The organism is Pseudooceanicola sp. LIPI14-2-Ac024, from assembly GCF_042188925.1.
Taxonomy (GTDB): Bacteria; Pseudomonadota; Alphaproteobacteria; order Rhodobacterales; family Rhodobacteraceae; genus Pseudooceanicola.
This window is the reverse complement of sequence record NZ_CP170102.1, coordinates 2,498,596-2,518,742: the sequence shown is the minus strand read 5'-3', so window position 1 is coordinate 2,518,742 and position 20,147 is coordinate 2,498,596. Positions and strand designations below refer to the sequence as shown.

Sequence of the window (20,147 nt, the reverse complement as noted above, 5' to 3'; positions counted from 1 at the left end):
GCCCCATTTGAGGCGAGACGCCCCCGGCCTGTCAACGAAATCCGGCGGTCAGGGTGTCCCGCAGGTTGCGCGCGGGCACCCGTCTTCAGGAAATGCGGAAACTGTCGCCGAGGTAGACGCGGCGCACGTTCTCGTTCTCGACCACGTCGGCGGGAGAGCCCGACATCAGCACCTTGCCGTCGTGCAGGATGTAGGCGCGATCGACGATTTCCAGCGTCTCGCGGACGTTGTGATCGGTGATCAGCACGCCGATTCCCCGCTTCTTCAGGTCGGCGACGAGGTGCCGGATATCGGCGACCGAGATCGGGTCGACCCCGGCAAAGGGTTCGTCGAGCAGCAGGTACTTCGGGTTCGCGGCCAGGCAGCGCGCGATCTCGACCCGCCGGCGTTCACCGCCCGACAGGGCCAGCGCGGGGGCGCGGCGCAGGTGTTCGATGGAGAAGTCCGACAGCAGCTCTTCCAGCCTCTCGCGCCGCTTCATCGGGTCGCTCTGTGCGATCTCGAGGATGGCGAGGATGTTGTCCTCGACGTTCAGGCCGCGAAAGATCGACATCTCCTGCGGCAGGTAGCCGATGCCGAGCCGCGCGCGACGGTACATCGGCAGGCCGGTGACCTCGCGCCCGTCGATTAGGACATGGCCGCCCTCGGGCACCACGAGGCCCGCGATCGAGTAGAAGCACGTCGTCTTGCCGCAGCCGTTCGGGCCCAGCAGCGCCACCACCTCGCCCCGGTCGAGCGTGATCGACACGTCGCGGATGACCACCCGCTTGCGGTAGCTCTTGCGCAGGTTGATGATGCGCAGTCCGGACGAGCCGTCGATGCCTTCCAGCGTGGTGCCGTCCATCACTCGCTCCCGGTCTTCAGGATCGTGCGGACGCGGCCCTGCATCTGCGCGGTGCCGGCGTCGAGGTCGATGGTCACGGTTTCCGAGCTCAGCGTGTTGGCGCCCTGCACGATGGTCACGTCGCCGGTCATCACAATGGTGCGTTCGGCGATGTTGTAGGTCGCCTCCTCGGCCTCGGCGGCGTCCTCGGCGCTGACCATCGTCACCCCGCCCTTGGCCTTGAGCCATTCGATCCCGCTCTGGTCGGCATTGTACTGGACCAGAACCGACGGCGCGCTCAACCGCATGTCGCCCTGCACGATCAGCACCTCGCCGGTGAACTCGGCGGTGCCGTCGTTCTGGCTGACCGACAGGTTCTCGGCCTCGATCTCGATCGGCTGGTCGGAGTTGTCGGCGGACCCGAAGGCGAGGCTGGGCCCCTGTGCGACGACGGGGGCGGGCAGGGCGATCAGCAGGGCCAGTCCGAAGGCGGAAACCAGGGTCGAAAACGCGGTCTTCATAATCATTCCTTTGAACGTCCCGGCTCGTATACCAGTTTCACGCCACCCGTGAAAACCAATTGAACGTCGTCGTCCCCGGTGCCGTTGGTCACCTGCATCCCGCCCGAGGTCAAGCGTCCTTCGGGCCCGTCGCTCTGCACCTCGGTGGGCGAGGTGATCGCCAGTGTGTCGAGCGAGAGGTCCAGCGCCTCGGTCCGCACCTGCTGCCCCGAGGACGAGGTGATCCGCACGTTGCCGCGCAGCTGGGCCGTGCGGTCGCCGCGGGCGAAGGTCGCGGTGTCGGCCGCGATCGTCATGTTGCCGCCATCGACAAAGTCGATCTGCGCGGTCACGTCGCTGGCGATGACGCTGTCGGCCTGGTCCGGGTCCGGCCGGACCGAGGCCGCGCGCACCGCGATCAGGTCGCCCTGGTCCGACGCGCCCGAGAGGGTGGGCTGGGTGATCTGCTGGCTGCGGGCGCGTTCCTCCATCTCGACCTGCGCAAAGGGCAGTTCGCGCACCGGCTGGTTGCGGCGCGACAGCAGGAACAGCGTCGAGAGGATCGCCAGCGCCATCAGCGGCAGCGCGATCTTGAGCCATCCGACGACGCGCGTATGCCGGTCGCGCCGCGCCATGTCAGCCAAGCCCGGCCCGCAGGCAGTCGTGGATGTGCAGCAGGCCGAGCGCGCGGTTGCCGTCGGCCTTGTCCACGACGAAGAGGCAGGTGATCCGGTTCTGATTCATCACCGCAACCGCTTCCTGCGCCAGGGCGTCGGGGCCGATGGTGCGCGGGGCGGGGGTCATGACCTCTTCGGCCGTGCGGTCCAGCAGCCCGTCCATGTGCCGCCGCAGGTCGCCGTCGGTGATGATGCCCGCCAGCCGCCCCGCATCGTCGGCCACGCCCGCAACGCCGTAGCCGCGGCGCGTGATCTCGATCAGGACCTCGCCCATCGGGGCCGCGCCGCCGACCAGCGGCAGCCCCTCGCGGTCGTGCATCAGGTCGCGCACGAGGCTGAGCTGCGCGCCCAGCTTGCCGCCGGGGTGGAAGGCGCGGAAATGCTCCGCGGTGAACTGGCGGCGTTCCATCAGCGCCACCGCCAGCGCGTCGCCAAGGGCAAGCGTCATCGTGGTGGACGAGGTCGGCACGACCCCGGTGCCGCAGGCTTCCTCGGCCCGGGGCAGGACAAGGCCGACGTCGGACTGGTGGATCAGGGTCGATGCGGCGTTGCCCGCGATGCCGATCACCGGGATGCCGAAGCGCTTGGCATGGGCCAGCATGTCGGCAAGCTCCGGCGTCTCGCCGGAGTTCGACAGCATCACCACCACGTCGCCCGGCGCCACCATGCCGAGGTCGCCATGGCTGGCCTCGGCCGGGTGCACGAACTGCGCGGGCGTCCCGGTCGAGGCGAGGGTCGCCGCGACCTTGCGGGCGATGTGCCCGGACTTGCCCATGCCGCAGACCACGACCCGTCCGGTCACCGCCAGCAGCAGCTCGACCGCGTCGGCAAAGCTGTCGTCCAGCGCCGCACCAAGCTGATTCAGTGCAGCCGCCTCGATCCCGATGACCCGGCGGGCGGTGGCAAGGAACTGGTCGCGGTCGCTGCGGGTGTCAGGCATGGGCAAAGATGTCGATCTCGGGCCAGCCGGCAAGGTCGAGCCTGGCCCGCGTCGGCAGGAAATCGAAGCAGGCCTGCGCCAGCTCGGTCCGGCCCTCGCGCGCCAGCCGCGTGTCGAGCTCCTCGCGCAGCCGGTGCAGGTAGAGGACATCCGACGCGGCATACTCGAGTTGCGCCTCGGTCAGCTCATCCGCGCCCCAGTCGCTCGACTGCTGCTGCTTGGAGAGGTCCACGCCGATCAGTTCCTGCGTCAGATTCTTGAGCCCGTGGCGGTCGGTGTAGGTGCGCACCAGCCGGCTGGCGATCTTGGTGCAGTAGACCGGGGCCGCCAACGCGCCGAAGGCGTGGTACATCGCGGCGATGTCGAAGCGGCCGAAGTGGAAGAGCTTCAGGACCTCAGGGTCCTCGAGCATCCGCGCCAGGTTCGGCGCCTGCGCCTGGCCCTTCTCGATCTGCACGATGTGGGAATGCCCGTCGCCGCCCGACATCTGCACCACGCAGAGCCGGTCGCGCATCGGGTTGAGGCCCATCGTCTCGCAGTCGATGGCCACGACGGGGCCAAGGTCGAGCCCGTCGGGCAGGTCGCGCTTGTAGAGGTGGTTGGTCACGTCGGGGTCCTGATCGGTCGCTGTTGTTCCGGCATAGCCCGCCGCCCCGCCGCATGCAACGAAGCGCTCAGCCGTGATCCTTCAGCAGGCGTTGCTTCTGGCGGTTCCAGTCGCGCTTGGCCTCGGTCTCGCGCTTGTCAGGGGCCTTCTTGCCCTTGGCGATGCCGATCTTCAGCTTGGCCATGCCCTTGTGGTTGAAGTAGAGCACCAGCGGCACCAGCGTCATGCCCTTGCGCTGCGTGTCGGACCAGAGCCGCGCCAGTTCGCGCCTGTTGACCAGCAGCTTGCGGCGGCGGCGCTCCTCGTGCCCGAACATGGCCTGCTCGTAGGGCGCGATGTAGCTGTTCACCAGCCACAGTTCGGCGTCGTCGACGGTCGCATAGCTCTCGGCGATGTTGGACTGGCCGCTGCGCAGGCTCTTCACCTCGGACCCGGTCAGCTGGATGCCGCATTCGAGGTCGTCCTCGATCGCGTAATCGTAGCGGGCACGCCGGTTCTCGGCGATCACCTTGTAGTTGGGGGTCTCGGGTTTCTTGGCCATGGTGGCGCTCCATATAGGAATTATTCCGCCGCTGTCCATCGCGCGCTGGTGCACATGGTGCGGAATTCGTTTCCACTTGGCACCGGCGGCGGCTCGGCTAGTCTCGCCCCCGAACAGAGGAGGACACGATCCATGACCAAGATGCAGCGCATCGTCCTGGCCGCACGGCCACAGGGCGAACCCACCGATGACTGTTTCCGGCTCGAGACGGCCGACCTGCCCGAACCGGGCGAAGGCGAGATCCTGGTTGAGACCGCCTACATGTCGCTCGACCCCTACATGCGGGGCCGGATGGACGACGTGAAGAGCTATGCCGCCCCGGTGCAGATCGGCGACACGATGGAGGCCGGCGCCATCGGCCGCGTGATCAAGTCGAACAGCCCCGACTTCAAGGAAGGTGACTATGCCGTCGGCCGCTTCGGCTGGGCCGACCACGGCGTGCAGCCGGCCAAGCACTGCTACAAGTGGGACCCGGCCATGGGGTCGCCCTCGCTGGCGCTCGGCGTCCTGGGGATGCCCGGCTTCACCGCCTGGTCCGGCATCACCGCCTACGGCAAGCTCAAGGCGGGCGAGACGCTGGTCGTCGGCGCGGCCACCGGGCCGGTCGGCTCGATGGTGGGCCAGCTGGCGAAGCAGGCCGGCCTGCGCGTCGTCGGCGTCGCCGGCGGGGCCGAGAAGTGCCGCATGGCGGTGGAAACCTTCGGCTTCGACGCCTGCATCGACCACCGCGGCAAGGACGCCAAGGCCATGCGCGAGGCGCTGCGCGCGGAATGCCCGGACGGGATCGACGTCTATTTCGAGAACGTCGGCGGCCCGACCCTGGGCGGCGTGCTGCCGCTGATGAACCTCTACGGCCGGATCATCGTCTGCGGCATGATCGCGTGGTACAACGGCCAGGATGACGAGACCGCGGCCCTGCCGCTCGGCAAGTTCTGGCGCCAGATCCTCGTCAACCGCCTGACCGTGCAGGGGCTGCTGCAGACCGACCACGTCAAGCGGATGCCCGAATTCTTTGCCGAGGTCGGGCCCAAGGTCGCCTCGGGCGAGATCGCCTATGTCGAGGACGTGGCCGAGGGGCTGGAGAACGCGCCCGCCGCCTTCCGCGCGCTGCTGAAGGGCGGCAACACCGGCAAGATGGTGGTCAAGCTGCACGGCTGATGCAGCCGAAACGGGCGCCGTCCTGCGGCCGGCGCCCGTGCCTCCGGCGGGAGTTTTTCGGGCAAGATGAAGCTGCGGGCCGGTCCCGATCGATCTTGCCGGAAATCCGCCGGTGGGGTCGGGGCGCTTGTCTCGGCCGGCCTAGCGCAGCGCCCGGCCCTTGATGATCGCCTCCGACCCGAACCGTTCGCGGATCGCATCGGCCGCGCGTTCGGCCTGGCCGCGCTTGCGCGCCTCGGGGTCGAGCAGGTCGCCGGACCGGTCGGCATCGCCCTCGGGCACGAGGTCCGAGATGCCGACGCCGATCAGCCGGAACGGCGCCTCCCTGGCCACCGAGTCGAAGAGCGCGCGCGCCCGGCGGTAGATCGTGTCGGCCATCTGCGTCGGCTCGCGCAGCGAGATGCGGCGCGTGATGGTGCGGAAATCGGCGCGCTTGAGTTTCAGCGTCACGACGCGGCCGGCGATCGCCTTGGCCTTGGCGCGGTCGGACACCTTTTCCGACAGCCGCCAGATGTGCCCGTCGAGCAGGTCGGTGTCGCCCGTATCCTCGTTGAAGGTCGTCTCGTTCGAGATCGACTTGACCGGCGCATGGGCCGAGACGCGGCGGTGGTCCTGCCCGCGGGCGAGGTGCCAGAGCCGGTCGCCCATGGCGCCGAAACGGGCGTGCAGGTCGGTCCGGTCCCAGCGGAGGAGGTCGTCGAAGGTGCGGATCCCGGCCTTGTCGAGCGAGTCCTGCGCGGCGCTGCCGACCCCCCAGATCAGGCGCACCGGCTTGTCGTGCAGGAAGGCCGCCGTCTCGGCCGCCCCGATCACCGAGAACCCGTGCGGCTTGTCGAGGTCCGAGGCGACCTTGGCCAGGAACTTGTTGTGGCTGAGCCCGATGGAACCAGTCAGGCCCAGCTCGTCCCGCATCCGTTTCACCAGCCGCGCCAGCATCCAGGCCGGGGCGTGGCCGTGCAGCCGGGCGGTGCCGGTGAGGTCGAGGAACGCCTCGTCGAGCGAGAGCGGCTCGATCGCGGGGGTCAGCTCTTCCATCATGGCGCGGATCGCCCTGGACGCCTCGACATAGGCCGCCATGCGCGGCTTGATCACCACCGCCTCGGGGCAGAGCTTAAGCGCCTGGAACATCGGCATGGCCGAGCGGACGCCGCGAATCCGGGCGATGTAGCAGGCGGTCGAGACGACGCCGCGGCGCCCGCCGCCGACGATCACCGGCTTGTCACGCAGCTCGGGATTGTCGCGTTTCTCGACCGAGGCATAGAACGCATCGCAGTCCATGTGCGCGATGGTGAGGCTGTTCAGCTCGTCATGTGCCACGACACGGCGCGAGCGGCAGGCGGGGCAGCGGGGGCCGTGGTCGAATTCGGTCAGGCAGTCGCGGCAGAGGGCGGGCATGTGTCACCGGATCGTCGCTGGCGGGGCGCAGGCACTCATCCTACAGTGCGGCCATGGATTATGACAGGCCGTTCGACGGCGAGAAAACGGCTCTCTTCGTCGGGACGGACCTGCTGGTGATCCGGCGCGATTCCGACAAGCCGATCCCCTGGCCGGGATACCTCGACTTTCCGGGCGGCGGCCGGGAGGGCGGCGAAAGCCCCGTGGCCTGCGTGCTGCGCGAAACCCGCGAGGAGACGGGGCTGGTGCTGGCACCGGGGGACCTGTTCTGGCGGCGCTACTTCGCAGCGCCCAGCCGGGTGTGGTTCTTCGGCGCGCGCATCTCGCCCCGGCGGCTGGCCGAAGTCCGCTTCGGTGGCGAGGGGCAGGGCTGGGACGTGATGGCGCCCGACCGCTACCTGGCCGAGGCGCTGGCGATCCCGCATTTCGCGGACCGCCTGCGGCTGATGCTGGCCGGCTGACCGGGGTCAGGCGAAGCTAGTGTTCGACTGCCAGGCGGTCTCGATCTCGTACTGGATGGCTTGCGCCGCGGCGCGCGGATCCTCGGCGCGCCAGACCGGGCGGCCGACGACGATGTGATCGGCGCCGTCGCGGATCGCGGAGCGCGGGGTGGCGACGCGTTTCTGGTCGTCGTCGGCGGCGGCCAGCGGGCGGATGCCGGGGGTGACGATCAGCCGGCCCTCGGCCTGCGGCAGGGCGCGGATCGCGGCGGCCTCGCGGGCCGAGCAGATGACGCCGTCGGCCCCGGCCTCGAACGCGCGGGCGGCGCGGGTGACGACGATCTCGCTCAGGTCACCGGCGGTGATCATCGCGGTGTCGAGGTCGTCGCGTTCCAGCGAGGTCAGGATGGTGACGGCGAGGATGTTGGTGGGCTTGCCCGCCGCGCCCTCCTTGGCGGCGCGGACCACGTAGGGATCGCCGTGCACGGTGAGGAAGTCGAGCTCGTAGGCCGCGATCCCGCGGACCGCGTTCTCGACCGTCGCGGGGATGTCGAAGAGCTTCATGTCGAGGAAAACGCGCTTGCCGTGCTCCTGCTTCAGCTCGTTGGCCAGCGCCATGCCGCCGCCGGTGAGCATGCCGAGCCCGATCTTGTAGAAATCCGCCGCATCGCCGATGCGCTCGGCCAGTTGCAGACCCTGAAGTGCGTTCGGCACGTCGAGGGCCACGATCAAACGGTCGTCCGCCATGTCCGCCTCCTGATGGGATTGCGTGTCTAATGCGGCGTTCAGGGCTGTGGGTCAAGGGTGGACGGGCCGACCCGGCATGGCAGGGGCGGGGTCGGACCGCCCCTGCCATCGCTCGTTGCGCGGTGTCAGGCGGCCTTGCCGTCGTTCAGCAGCCGGTCCCAGAGGCCGACGGTCGCCTCGCGCACCGAGGGCGGGATGACGATCGGCATCGCCAGCGCGTCGCGCGTCGGTTTCAGGCTGCGGATGCCGGGGCGCGTTGCCCGGTGGGCCTGCTGCGCCTTGGCCAGGACCGCCCTGGTCACGTCGGCATAGGCGCTGTCGAGCGGTGCGGGTAGCGAGACCGGGTAGGTATAGGCCTCGTCCCCCTCCATCAGGGTGACCGCGGCCTCGAAGCACCGGGTCGCCGGGTTGTAGGTGATCTGCGAAATTCGGCTCTTCTGTCGGGTCATGGGTCAAACCTCCGATTGCCCTGCCACTGTCCCTGCCTCTTGGTTTCTGTTTCCCCTGCAACCCTCCAAACGCGCATTTGGTTCCTTTTCCGCCGCGCCGCAGCTTGAACCGATGGGCGGGTTTCCCCATCTTGGTCATGAGGTTCCGATGCGGCACATGCCTCTGAGTAGGGTGGCCGCGAGGGAACGCTTTGCAAAGGAGAGACACCCATGGACTTGTCGAAGTTCACGGAGCGGTCGCGCGGCTTCATCCAGGCCGCGCAGACGATCGCGATCCGGGAGAGCCACCAGCAACTGGCGCCCGAACACCTGCTGAAAGCACTGATGGATGACAGCGAAGGGCTGTCGGCGAACCTGATCCGCAAGGCGGGCGGGGATCCGGCGCGCGTGCTGCAGACCGTCGACATCGCGCTGAACAAGCTGCCGAAAGTCTCGGGCGATGCCGGGCAGACCTACATGGGCCAGCAGACCGTCAAGGTGCTGGCCGAGGCCGAGACGCTGGCGCAGAAGGCCAAGGACAGCTTTGTTCCGGTCGAACGCCTGCTGACCGCTCTGGCGCTGGTCAAGGGTCCGGCGCGCGATGCGCTGGAAGCCGGCGGCGTGCACGCGCAGAAGCTGAACGAGGCGATCAACGACATCCGCAAGGGCCGCACCGCCGACACGGCCAGCGCCGAGGACACGTTCGAGGCGCTCGAGAAATACGCCCGCGACCTGACCAAGGCCGCCGAGGAGGGCAAGATCGACCCGATCATCGGGCGCGACGACGAGATCCGGCGCTCGATGCAGGTGCTGTCGCGGCGGACCAAGAACAACCCGGTGCTGATCGGCGAACCCGGCGTTGGCAAGACCGCGATCGCCGAGGGGCTTGCCCTGCGGATCGTGAACGGCGACGTGCCCGAGAGCCTGCGCAACAAGCGGCTGCTGGCGCTCGACATGGGTGCGCTGATCGCCGGGGCGAAGTATCGCGGCGAGTTCGAGGAGCGGCTGAAGTCGATCCTGAAGGAGATCGAGACCGCCAATGGCGAGATCATCCTCTTCATCGACGAGATGCACACGCTGGTCGGCGCGGGCAAGACGGACGGCGCGATGGACGCGGCCAACCTGATCAAGCCGGCACTGGCGCGGGGTGAGCTGCACTGCATCGGCGCGACGACGCTCGACGAGTACCGCAAGCATGTCGAGAAGGACGCGGCGCTGGCCCGCCGGTTCCAGCCGGTCATGGTCGAGGAGCCGACGGTCGAGGACACGATCTCGATCCTGCGCGGCATCAAGGAGAAGTACGAGCTGCACCACGGTGTGCGGATCTCGGACTCTGCGCTGGTGGCCGCCGCGACGCTCTCGCACCGCTACATCACCGACCGGTTCCTGCCGGACAAGGCGATCGACCTCGTCGACGAGGCGGCCAGCCGACTGCGGATGGAGGTGGATTCCAAGCCCGAAGAGCTTGACCAGCTCGACCGGCAGATCCTCCAGCTGCAGATCGAGGCCGAGGCCCTCAAGAAAGAGGACGACGCGGCGTCGAAGGACCGGCTTGAAAAGCTCGAGATCGAGTTGGCCGACCTGCAGGAGAAGTCCGACGCGATGACCGCGCGCTGGCAGGCCGAGCGGGACAAGCTGGCTTCGGGGCGCGAGCTGAAGGAGCAGCTTGACCGGGCGCGCGCGGATCTCGAGATCGCCAAGCGGAACGGTGACCTGGCCCGCGCCGGAGAGCTGTCCTATGGCATCATTCCGAACCTCGAGAAGCAGCTGGGCGAGGCCGAGCAGCAGGAGGCCGAGGGCGTCATGGTTGAAGAGGCCGTCCGGCCCGAACAGATCGCCCAGGTGGTCGAGCGCTGGACCGGGATCCCGACGTCGAAGATGCTGGAAGGCGAGCGCGACAAGCTGCTGAGGATGGAGGACGGGCTGCACAAGCGGGTTGTCGGCCAGAACGCGGCCGTGACGGCGGTGGCAAATGCCGTCCGCCGGGCACGCGCGGGCCTGAACGACGAGAACCGGCCGCTGGGCTCGTTCCTCTTCCTCGGGCCGACGGGTGTCGGCAAGACCGAGCTGACCAAGGCGGTGGCCGAGTTCCTGTTCGACGACGACAGCGCCATGGTGCGGATCGACATGTCGGAGTTCATGGAGAAGCACTCCGTGGCCCGCTTGATCGGTGCCCCTCCGGGCTATGTCGGTTATGACGAGGGCGGCGTGCTGACTGAGGCGGTGCGGCGCAGGCCGTACCAGGTGGTCCTCTTCGACGAGGTCGAGAAGGCCCACCCGGACGTGTTCAACGTGCTGCTGCAGGTTCTCGATGACGGTATCCTGACCGATGGCCAGGGCCGGCACGTCGACTTCAAGCAGACGTTGATCATCCTGACGTCGAACCTCGGCTCGCAGGCCCTGTCGCGGCTGCCGGAAGGCGCCGAAAGTGGCGAGGCCAAGCGCGACGTGATGGAAGCGGTGCGGGCGCATTTCCGGCCCGAGTTCCTGAACCGCCTGGACGAGATCGTCGTGTTCGACCGATTGGCGCGCAAGGACATGGACGGGATCGTGGACATCCAGATGGCGCGGCTGCTCAAGCGGCTGGCCCAGCGGAAGATCACGCTCGACCTCGACGAGGGCGCGCGGCAGTGGCTGGCCGACGAAGGCTACGACCCGGTGTTCGGGGCACGGCCGCTGAAGCGGGTGATCCAGCGCGCGCTGCAGGATCCGCTGGCCGAAATGCTGCTGTCGGGCGACGTCAAGGACGGCGACGTGGTGCATGTCTCGGCCGGGTCCGAGGGCCTGATCCTGGGCGACCGGGTGGGCAGCACCAACCGCGACGCGCCCAAGGACGCCACGGTGCACTGACCGCTGACGCCTGCGAAACGAATGGCCCGGCCCCGCGAGGGACCGGGCCTTTTTCCTGGGTGGGCCTTACTTGGCCGAGTCGGGCATCAGGACCGAGTCGATGACGTGGATCACGCCGTTCGACGCCTCGATATCGGCCTGGGTCACGGTCGCGCCGTCCACCTTGACCTGGTCGCCAAGCGAGATCTCGACCTCTTCACCCTCGACCGTGGCGGCCATCATGCCGTCGCTCAGGTCGCCCGACATCACCGCGCCGGGCAGCACATGGTAGCTGAGGATCGCGGCCAGCTTGTCCTTGTTCTCGGGCTCGAGCAGCGACTCGACGGTGCCCTCGGGCAGCGCGGCAAACGCCTCGTCGGTCGGGGCGAAGACGGTGAACGGGCCTTCGCCCTTCAGCGTCTCGGCCAGGCCCGCGGCTTCGGCCGCGGCCAGCAGGGTCGAGAAGCTGCCCGCCTCGTTGGCGGTGTCCACGATGTCCTTGCCCATGTGATTGTCGGCCCAGGCCGGGGCTGCAATGGCGGTGGTGGTGACGAGTGCGATGAAGGTTCTGCGGATCATGGCTGTGGTCTCCCGTTATGGAACGCCGCCCCTGTGGCGGCATCGACGGGGAGACGGACGGGAACGCCGGTCGGATCAGTCGCCCGTGGCGGGAAAATCGACCGCGTCGGTCTTGACTTTGCCTGCCGCAGCGTCAAGCCACGACAGCCGCGGATTTCCAATCAAGATTTCGTTGTCCGACGTGAACCGGCGTGAGCGGGCAGTCGGGGGCCGTGTGCGTGCACGGCCCCCGCCGATCCTAGCTGCGAGAGCTGCGGCGCATCCAGCCGAGCGCACCGATCGCGACCGCCAGCAGGGGCAGGCCCGCCGGCAGGGGCACCGGCGCGACCGCGCGGATTTCACCCGCGGCGACCGGCAGCAGGGGCTTGAAGCCCACCGTCCCGTCGATCTCTCCGCTGGTGCCCGCGCCGGGCGCACCACCGCCCGCGGCGGTGATCATGTCGCCGTGGAACACGATCTCGCGCATTTCGAGCATCTCGGGCCCGAAATCGTCGAGCGTGTAGGATCCGAGCAGCCCCATCAGGATGTCGTTGGTCGGATCGCCGTCGACTTCGACGCTGAGGTCGTAGGTGTAGCTGAAGCTCAGCATGCCCCCCAGCCCGGGTGCCATCGGGAACATGCCGGTGGCCGGATCGGACAGGTTCAGCATCACGTCGCCGTACTTGCCGACGGCCTCGAGCACCTCGATGTAGCCGTCGCCGTCCGCATCGTCGCTCATGTCCGGCAGGACCGAATCCGCGCCGGGCGTGCCGTGGATGTGCGCCATGTGGCGCTGGCCGGGAAACAGCCCCTTCACCGACATCTCGACCACCAGCTGCATGGTGTCGGAGTTGTATTCCAGCGTCCCTCCGCCGCTGACGCCGGAGTTGTTCAATTCGCTCAAGGTGACTTCGTAGTAGCTCAGGTGCGCGGCCTGTGCGGCCCCCGCGCCCAGCACCAGCGCGGTGCCGCCGGCGAGTATGGTTCGGGTCGAAAACATTTCTCACTCCCTGTTCGGTTGCGGGCAAATGGCCCGTGACAGAGACACGAAGGCAGTGAGGCAGTTGTTTCCGGAATAATGACAATGCCCCGCTAAGGTCAGGGAAAGGCCCGACAAGAAATTTCGGCGCCCGTCGCGAAAAGGGGCCCCGCCGTGGCGGAGCCCCCATGGTTCGCTGGACCTGAAAGGCGGTCAGGCCGCCCTGGCCCGCCGCCGGGTGATCGCCAGGCCGCCAAGCGCGGTCAGCATCAGCCCGCCGGCCGGAAGGACGGGCACCTCGGCCGGAACGCTGTCGACCACGAAGGTCACCAGGTTGCCGGACCGGCCCGCCTTGCCCTCGATGATCAGGCGCAGCGTGTCGCCGGTGTCGAGCGCAAAGGACATCGCCGCCGCGCCGGTGCCGGCGGTCGGAACGATGGTCAGGTACTGCACCAGCCCGGCGTTCACCTGGTAGCCGAGCTTGATCGAGTTCGAGAACCCGCCCCCGACAAGCGTCAGGTAGGGGTTCACCGTCGCCGTGAGGCTGGCGATCAGCGGGTTGAGGGCGGTGATGACGCCGTCGACGCCGCCGAAATGCTCGTTCGAGGTTGCGGTCGCCAGCCCAAGGGTGCTGTCGCCGGCCATGATCGAGGTGTCGGTTGTCATGAAACCCATCGTCGTCACGGCATGGGAGGCCGTGGCCACGACTGCGAATGCGACCGCCAGGATGGCGGAGCGCAGTTGGAAATGCATTTGGAGTGTCTCCGAAGTGCCTATGGCATCTCCGACCGGACCGGACCCGGTCGGGGTGTTGCTGGCGTGTCTACCGTTATGTGTGCCCCGCCGGTGGGGCACGTCGCCGGACGACTCAATTTCCGTCCGCCGCACCGGCCAGTCGTATCAGCGGCGCGGAAATCGGCGCGCCGAAAACCGACATTCTTGTCGTATCTTCAGCGTCGGGATCGGGCTTTGGGGATCAGCGCCTGCGCAGGCGGATGACGACGTCGACCTTGCTGATCTCGGCCCCTTCGGGAGCCTCGGGCAGGCGCGCGATTTCCAGCTGGTCCGAGGGCGCGTCGGACAGGCGGCCCTCGTCCTCCCAGAAGAAGTGCGGATGGTCGTGCATGTTGGTGTCGAAGTAGCTTTTCGACCCGTCGACGGTGATTTCCTGCATCAGCCCCGCGTCGCAGAACGCGCGCAGGGTGTTGTAGACCGTGGCCAGCGACACGCGCTCGCCATGGATCATCGCCGCCTCGTACAGGCTTTCCGCCGTCACATGCCGATTGTGGCCGTCGCCCACGAGGAGCGCCGCCAGGGCAATGCGTTGCCGCGTCGGCCGCAGGCCACCCCTGCTGAGCCAATCGGTACCGGTCTGGGTCGCGTCTTGCGTAATGGGCTGCACGATATCCATCTCCTCGGCAGGCAATATAGGCTCTTGCCGGGGAAAATTCAATGCGTTTCCCCGAAAACGCGTTGGTTCGCGGCTCCGTAGCGTCAAAGTGTCATACACTTGCAAGGCACTTTCGCCCGGTGATAGAGGGAAGCGACGTCCGGGAAGGGCGAGGCGAAGAGGGGGCGAACCAGCATGGCCGGCTATCCGACCAGTTTCGACAAAGACGACCTGCTGAAATGCGCCCGTGGCGAACTATTCGGCCCCGGCAATGCTCAGCTGCCCGAGCCGCCGATGCTGATGATGGACCGGATCACCGACATCAGCGGCGATGGCGGCAAGCACGGCAAGGGCCACGTGGTGGCGGAATTCGACATCACGCCCGACCTGTGGTTCTTCGACTGCCACTTCCCCGGTAACCCGATCATGCCCGGCTGCCTCGGCCTCGACGGTCTGTGGCAGCTGACCGGCTTCAATCTGGGCTGGCGCGGCTGGACCGGCCGCGGCTATGCTCTGGGCGTCGGCGAAGTGAAGCTGAAGGGCATGGTCCGCCCCGACCGCAAGCGGCTGACGTACTACGTGGATTTCACCAAGGCCGTGCAGACCCGCCGCCTGACCATGGGCGTGGCCGATGGCATTGTGGAAGCGGATGGCGAGGTTATCTACGAAGTCTCCGACATGAAGGTCGCCCTGTCGGAAAGCTGACACCGCCAAGCCCGTTGGGAAGGAGAGCGCCATGCGTCGCGTCGTCGTCACCGGTCTGGGGATTGTCTCCTCGATCGGCAACAATGCCGAGGAAGTCACCGCCTCGCTGAAGGCAGGCCGCTCGGGGATCGAGCCGGTCGCCGAAATGGCCGAGAACGGATTCCGCAGCCAGATCGCCGGAACGCTCAAGATCGACCCGGCCGAACACGTCGACAAGCGCACCCTGCGCTTCATGGGGCCGGGCGCGGCCTATGCCCATATCGCGATGAGCCAAGCGATCGCGGACGCGGGCCTCGACGAGGACACCATCGTCAATCCGCGCACCGGCCTGGTCGCCGGGTCCGGCGGCCCTTCGACCTCGGCCATGTTCGCGGCGCACCAGACGGTGCTGAAATCCGGCGGGACCAAGCGGATCGGGCCCTTCGCGGTGCCGAAATGCATGTCCTCGACGATCTCGGCCAACCTGGCCACGGCGTTCAAGATCAAGGGCATCAACTATTCGATCACCTCGGCCTGCTCAACCTCGCTGCACTGCATCGGGAACGCGGCCGAGCAGATCATGATGGGCAAGCAGGACGTGATGTTCGCAGGCGGCGGCGAAGAGCTTGACTGGACGCTGTCGTGCCTCTTCGACGCCATGGGCGCGATGTCCTCGAAATACAACGACGCCCCGGCCACCGCCTCGCGCGCGTTCGACGCGGACCGCGACGGGTTTGTCATCTCGGGCGGCGGCGGCATCGTCGTGCTCGAAGAGCTTGAGCACGCGCTGGCGCGCGGCGCCAAGATCTACGCCGAGGTCACCGGCTACGCCGCGACCTCGGATGGCCACGACATGGTGGCCCCGTCCGGCGAAGGCGGCGAACGGGCGATGCGGCTGGCGCTGTCCACCCTGCCCGAGGGCCGCAAGGTCAGCTACATCAACGCGCACGGCACATCGACGCCCGTCGGTGACGTGGGTGAGGTCGAAGCGGTGCGCCGCGTCTTCGGCGAAGGGCAGACCCCGCCGATCAGCTCGACCAAGTCGATGACCGGCCACGCGCAGGGCGCGGCGGGCGCGCTCGAGGCGATCTTCTGCCTGCTGATGCTGGACGAGGATTTCATCGCGCCGTCGATCAACGTCACCACGCTTGACCCGGCGTTGAAGCCCGAGGAAATCGCAACGGAGTTGCGCGAAGCCGCGGAACTCGACACGGTGATGACGAACTCCTTCGGGTTCGGCGGGACCAACGGCTCCATGCTGCTGTCACGCTACCGGGGCTGAGAGCGATAGAAACGGGACGGGCAGGGACGGACATGGGCGATCTACTCAAGGGCAAGCGCGGCCTGATCATGGGGGTGGCCAATGACCGCTCCATCGCCTGGGGCATCGCCAAGGCGATGGCCGCCGAGGGCGCGGAGCTGGCGTTCACCTACCAGGGCGAAGCCTTTGGCAAGCGGGTCGAACCGCTGGCCGCCTCGCTTGGCGCGACGCTGATGGTCGATGCCGACGTGACCGACGACGCCTCGCTCGACGCGGCCTTCGCCCGTCTCGAGGCCGAGTGGGGGCAGCTCGACTTCCTCGTGCATGCCATCGCCTATTCCAACAAGGACGAGCTTTCCGGCCGGTTCATCAACACCAGCCGCGACAACTTCAAGAACTCGCTCGATATCTCCTGCTATTCGCTGATCGACGTCTCGCGTCGCGCCTCCAAGCTGATGAAGCAGGGCGGCACGATCCTGACGCTGACTTACCAGGGGTCGAACCGGGTCACGCCGTTCTACAACGTGATGGGCGTCGCCAAGGCTGCGCTCGAAGCGGCGGTCCGCTACCTTGCCAACGACCTCGGCCCCGACGGGATCCGGGTGAACGCGGTTTCCCCGGCCCGATGAAGACGCTGGCCGGGGCCGCCATCGGCGGCGCGCGCAAGACCTTCCGTCAGACCGAGGCGAACGCGCCGCTGCGCGCCAATGCCACGCTTGAGGCGGTCGGCGGCACCGCGGTCTACCTTGCCTCGGATGCGGGCGCCTGCACGACCGGAGAGATCATCCGCGTCGACGGCGGCTACCACGTCCTGGGCATGCCGCAGGCCGAGAACCTCTGACGTTCAGCACCGGCGGCGTAGCCCTGCACGGGCGAGGCCGCCGAGAGGCAACAGCCCCGAGGCCGGCAGCGGCACGGCGGGTCGGTCCCCCATTGCAACGCCCCCTCGACGCCGGAACCGGCGTCGCCGCACCGTGTTGGCATGGAAAGCAAGGGAGGCCGCCATGCCACACACGCTCACGCTGCAGAGCATCGAACCCGTCACGCACGACACCCACCACCTCGTCTTCGACAAGCCCGATGGCTTCACCTACCGGGCCGGCCAGGCGGTGGACCTCGCGCTTGACCAGGAGGGCTGGCGGGACGAGACGCGTCCCTTCACCTTCGTCACCCTGCCGGATGGCGACACGCTGGAGTTCGTGATCAAGTCCTACCCCGACCATGCCGGGGTGACGGAACAGATCGCCAAGATGTCCGAAGGTGACCGGGTGATCATCGACGACCCCTGGGGCGCGATCGAGGACAGGGGGCCGGGCACCTTCATCGCGGGAGGCGCAGGGATCACCCCGTTCATCGCCGTCCTGCGCCAGCGGCTGGCCGACAACGGCACGCTCGACGGCTGCACGCTGATCTTTTCCAACAAGACCGAGGACGACATAATCCTGCGCGAGACCTTCGAGGAAATGCCGGGGCTGAAATGCGTCTTCACCGTGACCGACCAGAATAGCGCCCGGGTCGAGACCCGGAAGGTCGATCAGGCATTTCTGGCAGATCATGTCGATCCATCGCAGGGCACCTACTATATCTGCGGTCCCGAACCGATGATCGATGACGTCATGAGCGCTTTGTCGTCACTCGGCGTCGAAGATGAGCGGATAGTGACCGAAGATCTGGATTGACCCCAATTCGGCCTGAACAAGGTCCGAATCTGTTGTTAGACAAGGGTCATGGCAGAGCTGAACTTCAAAACCACCAAGCGGAGATCCGGTGGAATGGCCCGCGCGCCGAAAGTGGCGATGCGGCTTGTTCTGGGCGGTTTCCTGATCGCGGGTATCCTGATCCGCCTCGAGATCGGCGCCTGAGCGGCGGTCTCCGTCAGAACCACTGACCGGGCTCCATGAGGCCCAGATCCAGAAGCTGTCTGGAATGCCATTCGAATGGCGCCGAGTTGTGCCATTTGAAGCTGCGAATGTGCTCCCGCGACCCCGGATTGACCCGCAGGGCCTTGGCCGTGCGGAAGGAACAGATCGCCGCCGTCAGGTTGTGATGCCACGGGCAGGCGTAGGTGTTGTATTCCGGGTCGTTGAAGACATGGCCATCCCGCAGCCGCAGGCCCGGTTTCGCGCGGAACAAGCCGATCCGGTCGATCCGGCGGCGCGACGGTGGTACATGCTCTTCGAACCGCCAGCGCAATCCGCCGAAAAAATCGAGCTGCCGGTCCGTCGCCTCACCCTCGCGGGCCAGCGCGTAGTAGCCCGTCCGGTCGAGATGCGCGTCCTCCAGCGACACCGCGTCTGCCGCCGCGTCAAGGTCGCCTGCGTAGAGATCCACGACATAGGTCAGCATGGCGTCGCGCCTTTCCTCGGCGTGGAAGGCCAGCATCTCGCGCACGGTGCGCGTCTCGCAGAACGGGTGGAACAGATATTCGGCGTTGTAGCAGTAGTACATCCACGTCCCCGGCGCGGCCGCGATGACCGCGTTGACGGCATCCACCATGGCGCCGTCGCCGGTCAGGTCGCAGTCGATGCGGATGCAGGCATCCGTCACCGCTTCGGGCAGGTCGAGGTAGGGCGCCATGAAGACGAGGATCGGCGCGAACCCCGCGGCCCTGTGGTGCCGGATGGTCGAGGCAAGCTCGACCGCGTCCTCGGCAAAGATCATCGCCACCGGGCCGGGGGCCAGGGCCGCCGCGCCGGAGCGCAGGAAGGTCTGCAGGCTGTCGTGGCGCATCAGGTCGCGTCCCCGTGATCCGCGGGCCAGTTTGACCGGCCGCGCGCGCATTGCAAGGTTGGCCGGGAATGGTGTAGTCAAACGCCCTGAACCCGCATCTCGGAGGCCACGCATGGGCGAGCCGAAAAAGCTCTACATCAAGACCTACGGCTGTCAGATGAACGTCTATGACAGCGAGCGCATGGCCGAGGCTCTGGGCGGGAATGGATATATCGAGGTCGGGTCCCCCGACGAGGCCGACATGATCCTGCTGAACACCTGCCACATCAGGGAAAAGGCGGCCGAAAAGGTCTACTCCGAACTGGGCCGCTTCAAGGGGCTGAAGGCCGAGAAGCCGGACCTCAAGATTGGCGTCGCCGGCTGCGTGGCCCAGGCCGAGGGGGCCGAGATCATCGCCCGCCAGCCGATGGTGGACCTGGTCGTCGGCCCTCAGTCCTACCACCGCCTCCCCGAGATGGAGCGCGCGGCGGGCACGGCCAAGGTGATCGACACCGATTTCCCCGAGGAAGACAAGTTCGAGAAGCTCAAGTCGCGCCCCAAGGCTCGGCGCGGGCCGACCGCCTTCCTGACGGTGCAGGAGGGTTGCGACAAGTTCTGCGCCTTCTGCGTGGTGCCTTATACCCGGGGGGCCGAGGTCAGCCGCCCGGTCGACCGCATCCTGACCGAGGCCCGCGACCTCGTCGAACGCGGCGTGCGCGAGATCACGCTGCTGGGCCAGAACGTCAACGCCTACCACGGGGCGGGGCCGGACGGCGACGCCTGGAGCCTGGCGCGCCTGATCTGGGCACTGGACAAGGTCGACGGGCTCGAACGCATCCGCTTCACCACGAGCCACCCAAACGACATGGGCGAGGACCTGATCGCCGCGCATGGCGAATGTCGCAAGCTGATGCCCTACCTGCACCTGCCGGTGCAGTCCGGCAGCGACCGCATCCTCAAGCGCATGAACCGCCGCCACACCGCCGAAAGCTACCTGCGCCTGATCGAACGGATCCGCGCGGCGCGGCCCGACATCCTGATCTCGGGCGATTTCATCGTCGGCTTCCCGGAAGAGACCGAGGCCGATTTCCAGGCCACGATGGATCTGATCGATGCGGTGCACTACGGCTCGGCCTTCAGCTTCAAGTACTCGGCCCGTCCGGGGACGCCGGCCGCCGAACGCCCGATGGTCGACGCGGACGAGGCCGACGACCGGCTGCAGCGCCTGCAGGCCCTGATCACGCGCCAGCAGCGCGAGACGCAGGATGGCATGGTCGGCCGTACCGTCGGCGTTCTGTTCGAAAAGCCCGGCCGCCTGCCGGGGCAGATGGTCGGCAAATCCGACTACCTGCATTCGGTCTTTGTCGATGCGCCCGACGTGTCCGTGGGCGAGATGCGGCAGGTCCGAATCGCATCGAGCGCGCCGAACTCCCTCGCCGGGACGCTGGCCTGACAGGCACCTGCGACCGCGAATGGACAGG

General features: G+C 67.6%; 22 protein-coding genes and 1 pseudogene. 9 read left to right on the top strand and 14 right to left on the bottom strand.

Annotation, left to right across the window (positions count from 1 at the left end; translation table 11 throughout):
* Positions 1–85: 85 nt before the first annotated feature.
* From lptB to smpB, 6 genes are all read right to left on the bottom strand, one after another.
* Positions 86–844: an LPS export ABC transporter ATP-binding protein gene (gene lptB, locus ACE2AC_RS12265; protein WP_375687443.1), complete on the bottom strand. Its 759-nt coding sequence runs from the start codon at positions 842–844 to the stop codon at positions 86–88.
* Positions 844–1,350, bottom strand: coding sequence for a lipopolysaccharide transport periplasmic protein LptA (gene lptA / locus ACE2AC_RS12260; protein WP_375687441.1), 507 nt, complete (start codon positions 1,348–1,350; stop codon positions 844–846). Before lptA ends, lptB begins: the two co-directional genes overlap by 1 nt.
* A complete protein-coding gene (gene lptC, locus ACE2AC_RS12255; protein WP_375692104.1) occupies positions 1,347–1,958 on the bottom strand; it encodes an LPS export ABC transporter periplasmic protein LptC in 612 nt (203 codons plus the stop codon). The genes lptA and lptC overlap by 4 nt, the downstream gene beginning before the upstream one ends.
* A gap of 1 nt (position 1,959) precedes the next feature.
* Positions 1,960–2,940, bottom strand: coding sequence for an SIS domain-containing protein (locus ACE2AC_RS12250; RefSeq protein ID WP_375687439.1), 981 nt, complete (start codon positions 2,938–2,940; stop codon positions 1,960–1,962).
* The gene (locus ACE2AC_RS12245; RefSeq protein ID WP_375687437.1) at positions 2,933–3,547 is read right to left on the bottom strand and encodes a ribonuclease D; all 615 of its coding nucleotides are present in this window, start codon (positions 3,545–3,547) and stop codon (positions 2,933–2,935) included. The genes ACE2AC_RS12250 and ACE2AC_RS12245 overlap by 8 nt, the downstream gene beginning before the upstream one ends.
* Positions 3,548–3,614: 67 nt before the next feature.
* On the bottom strand, positions 3,615–4,088 hold the full coding sequence (gene smpB, locus ACE2AC_RS12240) for an SsrA-binding protein SmpB (protein ID WP_375687435.1): 474 nt from the start codon (positions 4,086–4,088) through the stop codon (positions 3,615–3,617).
* A gap of 141 nt (positions 4,089–4,229) precedes the next feature.
* Between smpB and ACE2AC_RS12235 the strand changes: the two genes are divergently transcribed.
* Positions 4,230–5,246: an NADP-dependent oxidoreductase gene (locus ACE2AC_RS12235; RefSeq protein WP_375692103.1), complete on the top strand. Its 1,017-nt coding sequence runs from the start codon at positions 4,230–4,232 to the stop codon at positions 5,244–5,246.
* 141 nt (positions 5,247–5,387) lie between these two features.
* Here the strand turns inward: ACE2AC_RS12235 and ACE2AC_RS12230 are convergent, their stop codons facing one another.
* Positions 5,388–6,641 (bottom strand): DNA polymerase IV, encoded by a 1,254-nt coding sequence (locus tag ACE2AC_RS12230; RefSeq protein ID WP_375687433.1) that lies wholly within the window; start codon positions 6,639–6,641, stop codon positions 5,388–5,390.
* A 53-nt stretch (positions 6,642–6,694) separates the two neighbouring features.
* Between ACE2AC_RS12230 and ACE2AC_RS12225 the strand changes: the two genes are divergently transcribed.
* A complete protein-coding gene (locus ACE2AC_RS12225; protein ID WP_375687431.1) occupies positions 6,695–7,102 on the top strand; it encodes an NUDIX domain-containing protein in 408 nt (135 codons plus the stop codon).
* A gap of 6 nt (positions 7,103–7,108) precedes the next feature.
* On the opposite strand, the gene pyrF is transcribed toward ACE2AC_RS12225, so the two are convergent.
* Both pyrF and ACE2AC_RS12215 read right to left on the bottom strand, forming a co-directional pair.
* A complete protein-coding gene (gene pyrF, locus ACE2AC_RS12220) occupies positions 7,109–7,828 on the bottom strand; it encodes an orotidine-5'-phosphate decarboxylase (protein WP_375687429.1) in 720 nt (239 codons plus the stop codon).
* A gap of 125 nt (positions 7,829–7,953) precedes the next feature.
* Positions 7,954–8,277, bottom strand: a complete 324-nt coding sequence (locus tag ACE2AC_RS12215; RefSeq protein WP_375687427.1) for a hypothetical protein — start codon at positions 8,275–8,277, stop codon at positions 7,954–7,956.
* A gap of 210 nt (positions 8,278–8,487) precedes the next feature.
* Here ACE2AC_RS12215 and clpB point away from each other — a divergent pair, with 210 nt between their 5' ends.
* The gene (gene clpB / locus ACE2AC_RS12210; protein WP_375687425.1) at positions 8,488–11,106 is read left to right on the top strand and encodes an ATP-dependent chaperone ClpB; all 2,619 of its coding nucleotides are present in this window, start codon (positions 8,488–8,490) and stop codon (positions 11,104–11,106) included.
* 66 nt (positions 11,107–11,172) lie between these two features.
* Here clpB and ACE2AC_RS12205 read toward each other — a convergent pair whose 3' ends face one another.
* The 4 genes from ACE2AC_RS12205 to irrA all read right to left on the bottom strand — a co-directional run bounded on the left by ACE2AC_RS12205 (position 11,173) and on the right by irrA (position 14,033).
* Entirely contained in the window at positions 11,173–11,664 is a 492-nt protein-coding gene (locus tag ACE2AC_RS12205) for a fasciclin domain-containing protein (protein ID WP_375687423.1), read from the bottom strand.
* A 238-nt stretch (positions 11,665–11,902) separates the two neighbouring features.
* The gene (locus ACE2AC_RS12200) at positions 11,903–12,643 is read right to left on the bottom strand and encodes a VPLPA-CTERM sorting domain-containing protein (RefSeq protein WP_375687422.1); all 741 of its coding nucleotides are present in this window, start codon (positions 12,641–12,643) and stop codon (positions 11,903–11,905) included.
* 192 nt (positions 12,644–12,835) lie between these two features.
* Positions 12,836–13,375: a hypothetical protein gene (locus ACE2AC_RS12195; protein WP_375687420.1), complete on the bottom strand. Its 540-nt coding sequence runs from the start codon at positions 13,373–13,375 to the stop codon at positions 12,836–12,838.
* 223 nt (positions 13,376–13,598) lie between these two features.
* Complete coding sequence (irrA, locus tag ACE2AC_RS12190) at positions 13,599–14,033, bottom strand: iron response transcriptional regulator IrrA (protein ID WP_375687418.1); 435 nt, start codon at positions 14,031–14,033, stop codon at positions 13,599–13,601.
* A gap of 174 nt (positions 14,034–14,207) precedes the next feature.
* On the opposite strand from irrA, the gene fabA reads away from it, so the two are divergent.
* The 5 genes and pseudogenes from fabA (at position 14,208) to ACE2AC_RS12165 (ending at position 17,819) form a co-directional block, all read left to right on the top strand.
* Positions 14,208–14,717 (top strand): bifunctional 3-hydroxydecanoyl-ACP dehydratase/trans-2-decenoyl-ACP isomerase, encoded by a 510-nt coding sequence (gene fabA / locus ACE2AC_RS12185; RefSeq protein ID WP_375687417.1) that lies wholly within the window; start codon positions 14,208–14,210, stop codon positions 14,715–14,717.
* Between the two features lie 31 nt (positions 14,718–14,748).
* Positions 14,749–15,978 carry a beta-ketoacyl-ACP synthase I gene (gene fabB, locus ACE2AC_RS12180; RefSeq protein ID WP_375687415.1) on the top strand — a complete coding sequence of 410 codons (1,230 nt, stop codon included), beginning with the start codon at positions 14,749–14,751 and terminating at the stop codon, positions 15,976–15,978.
* Between the two features lie 32 nt (positions 15,979–16,010).
* A pseudogene (locus ACE2AC_RS12175) lies at positions 16,011–16,798 on the top strand (enoyl-ACP reductase).
* Positions 16,799–16,961: 163 nt separating this feature from the next.
* Entirely contained in the window at positions 16,962–17,636 is a 675-nt protein-coding gene (locus tag ACE2AC_RS12170) for an FAD-binding oxidoreductase (protein WP_375687413.1), read from the top strand.
* A gap of 48 nt (positions 17,637–17,684) precedes the next feature.
* Positions 17,685–17,819 (top strand): hypothetical protein, encoded by a 135-nt coding sequence (locus ACE2AC_RS12165; protein ID WP_375687411.1) that lies wholly within the window; start codon positions 17,685–17,687, stop codon positions 17,817–17,819.
* Between the two features lie 13 nt (positions 17,820–17,832).
* Here the strand turns inward: ACE2AC_RS12165 and ACE2AC_RS12160 are convergent, their stop codons facing one another.
* Positions 17,833–18,687 (bottom strand): glycosyltransferase family 2 protein, encoded by an 855-nt coding sequence (locus ACE2AC_RS12160; RefSeq protein ID WP_375687409.1) that lies wholly within the window; start codon positions 18,685–18,687, stop codon positions 17,833–17,835.
* Positions 18,688–18,799: 112 nt separating this feature from the next.
* Here ACE2AC_RS12160 and miaB point away from each other — a divergent pair, with 112 nt between their 5' ends.
* Positions 18,800–20,119 (top strand): tRNA (N6-isopentenyl adenosine(37)-C2)-methylthiotransferase MiaB, encoded by a 1,320-nt coding sequence (miaB, locus tag ACE2AC_RS12155; RefSeq protein ID WP_375687407.1) that lies wholly within the window; start codon positions 18,800–18,802, stop codon positions 20,117–20,119.
* The last annotated feature ends 28 nt before the right edge of the window (positions 20,120–20,147 follow it).